Consider the following 2,481-nt stretch of genomic DNA (forward strand, 5'->3'; position numbering starts at 1 on the left):
CAGAGCTTCCGCACGGCGTACGACCTGGTCTGGTGGATCGACGCCTCCTCCCCGGGCGGTGTCGAGGAGGCCCTGACCGGGATCGCCCGGCGGCTGAGCCCCGCCTGGGCCGGGACCGCGCGGCCGCCGGAGCTGGCGGCCTGGGCGCTGGCCTGGCTCCAGCACCACACCGGCTGGCTGCTGGTGTACGACGACGTCGAGGACCCGGCACTGCTCGAACCGTTCCTGGGCAGCCTCACCCGCGGGCACCACCTGGTCACCACCCGGCTCGCGGACGACTGGGACACGCTCGGCGCCGCCTCCGACGGCGCGCTGCTCGCCCTCGACGTGCTCCCCCACGAGCAGGCGACCGAGCTGCTGTGGTCCTGGGTCGCCGAGTGGGACGGCTCCGACGGGTCGCGCTGGGAGGCCGGGCAGCTGGCCCGTGAACTCGGCGGCCTGCCACTCGCCCTGGAGCAGGCGGGCGCCTACCTGCGCCGGACCCGCACCACCGTCGCCGGCTACCGCCGCCGGCTCGGGCTCCGGCCGTCCGGCGCCCCGACCCGCCGCGACCCGCAGCGCACCGTCGCCCGGGTCTGGCAGGTCACCCTGGCGGCCGTCGCCGGGGACGATCCGGTCGCGGCCGACCTGCTGCACGCCCTGGCCTGGCTCGACGCCGACGGCTGCCCGCGCGACCTGGTGTCCCGGCTGGCCCCGGACGAGCTCGCGGCCGACGACGCACTCGGCGTCCTGCACGCCTACAGCATGATCGGCTACGCCTGGCGCGACGTCCGGGTGCACCGCCTGGTCCAGGGCGCGCTGCGGGCGGAAGCCCTCGCCGCCCGCCCTCCGGGCGGCGCTCCCCGGGGCCGGCGCGAGGCCGAACGGGCCGTGCTGGCGGCCGTCCACCCGGCCGGGAGGGAGCAGGAGCGCGACACCGCCGAGCTGACCCGCCTGGCCGGCCAGGTCCGCGCCCTGGCCGCCACCGACCCGGGGGACGACAGCGACCCGGCGGTGTTCACCCTCTACGCCGCCACCGCCCTGCTCCTGGAGGCCGAGGGGCAGAGCGTCCGGGCGCTGCCCCTGTACGAGGCGTACGACGCCCAGATCAGGCACGGCTTCGGGCCCGACCACGAGTTCGCGCTGGTGGCGGGCTCCGCCCTGGCCCGGGTGCACCTCGCGACCGGCCGCCCCGAGCAGGCCCTCGGCCTGCTCGAACCGCTCCTGGAGCGGAGCCTGCGGGTGCACGGCCCCGGGCACCTGACCACCCTCAACCTCCGGAGCAGCCTCGCCGACGCCCACCAGGCCTGCGGGCGGGCCGAGCGGGCCGTCGAGGAGTACGAGCGGGCCGCCGCCGACAGCCGGGACGCCCTCGGCCCGGACCACCCCAGGACCTTCAGCCTGCTCAGCGACCTGGCGGGCGCCCACGGGTCCCTCGGCCGGGCCGACCAGGCCATCGCGATCTACGAAGGCCTGCTCGGCCGGGAGGCCGCGGTCACCGGCGACGAGCACCTGCCCCCGGGCATGCTCCGGATCAACGCCCTGCGGCTGCGGAACAACCTCGCCGGGGCGTACGAGAACGTGGGGCGGTACCGCCGGGCGGTCGCGCTCTACCAGGAGGCGCTGGCCGGCCTGGAGGAGCTCTGCGGCCCCGAGCACCCCGACACCCTCAGCTGCCTGAGCAACCTCGGCTACGCCCACGAGTCGGCGGGCGACCTGGAACCGGCCGGGCGGATCTACCGGGACGTCCTGGCGCGGCGTGCGGCCGCCCTCGGCGAGGAGCACCCGGACACCCTGCTCAGCCGCAGCAACCTCGCCTACCTCTGCCTGACCACCGGTGACGTCGGGACCGGCCTCGACCTCTGCCGGACGGTCCTGGCCCAGCGCACCGGCGTGCTCGGCCCGGAGAGCCCCGACACCCTGGTCAGCCTCAGCATGCTGGCCTCCGCCCACGCCGCGGCCGGGGAGCCGGAACTTGCGCTCCCCCTGTTCGAACAGACCCTCCGGCTGCGCCTGGAGGTACTCGGCCCGGACCACCCCGACACACTGCGCAGCCGCGGCAACCTCGCGGCCGTCCACCACCGGCTGGGCGACCACCGCCGGGCCGTGCTCCGGTTCGAGGAGGTGCTCGCCGCCCAGGAGCGCCTGCTCGGCCCGGAGAGCCGCGACACCGTGCTCAGCCGGAACAACCTCGCGTCGGCCTGCCGGGCGGCCGGCGACCTGGAGCGGGCCCGGTCGCTGATCACCACCGTGCTGGAGCAGCGCACCCGGCTGCTGGGCCCGGACCATCCGGACACCCTCGGCAGCCGCGCCACGCTGGCCCGGGTGGACGAGGCCTCCGGCGACCTGGACCGGGCCGTCGAGGGGTACCGGGCCGCTCTCGCCGGGCTGACCGGGGCGGTCGGCCCGGACCACGTTCTGCCGATGCATACGGAAGGCGGCCCTCAGGTCAACCTCATGCTGGGGAAGAGGCGGGAACCCTCGGGCGAAGACCGCAGAAGC

1 protein-coding gene is annotated in these 2,481 nt (G+C 76.6%); it reads left to right on the forward strand.

The window, feature by feature from the left end; genetic code table 11:
* On the forward strand, nt 1-2,481 hold a 2,481-nt coding region (locus ACWDCZ_RS40395; protein ID WP_449818596.1), incomplete at both ends, for a tetratricopeptide repeat protein.

The sequence above is a fragment of the Kitasatospora sp. NPDC001225 genome (assembly GCF_053597855.1).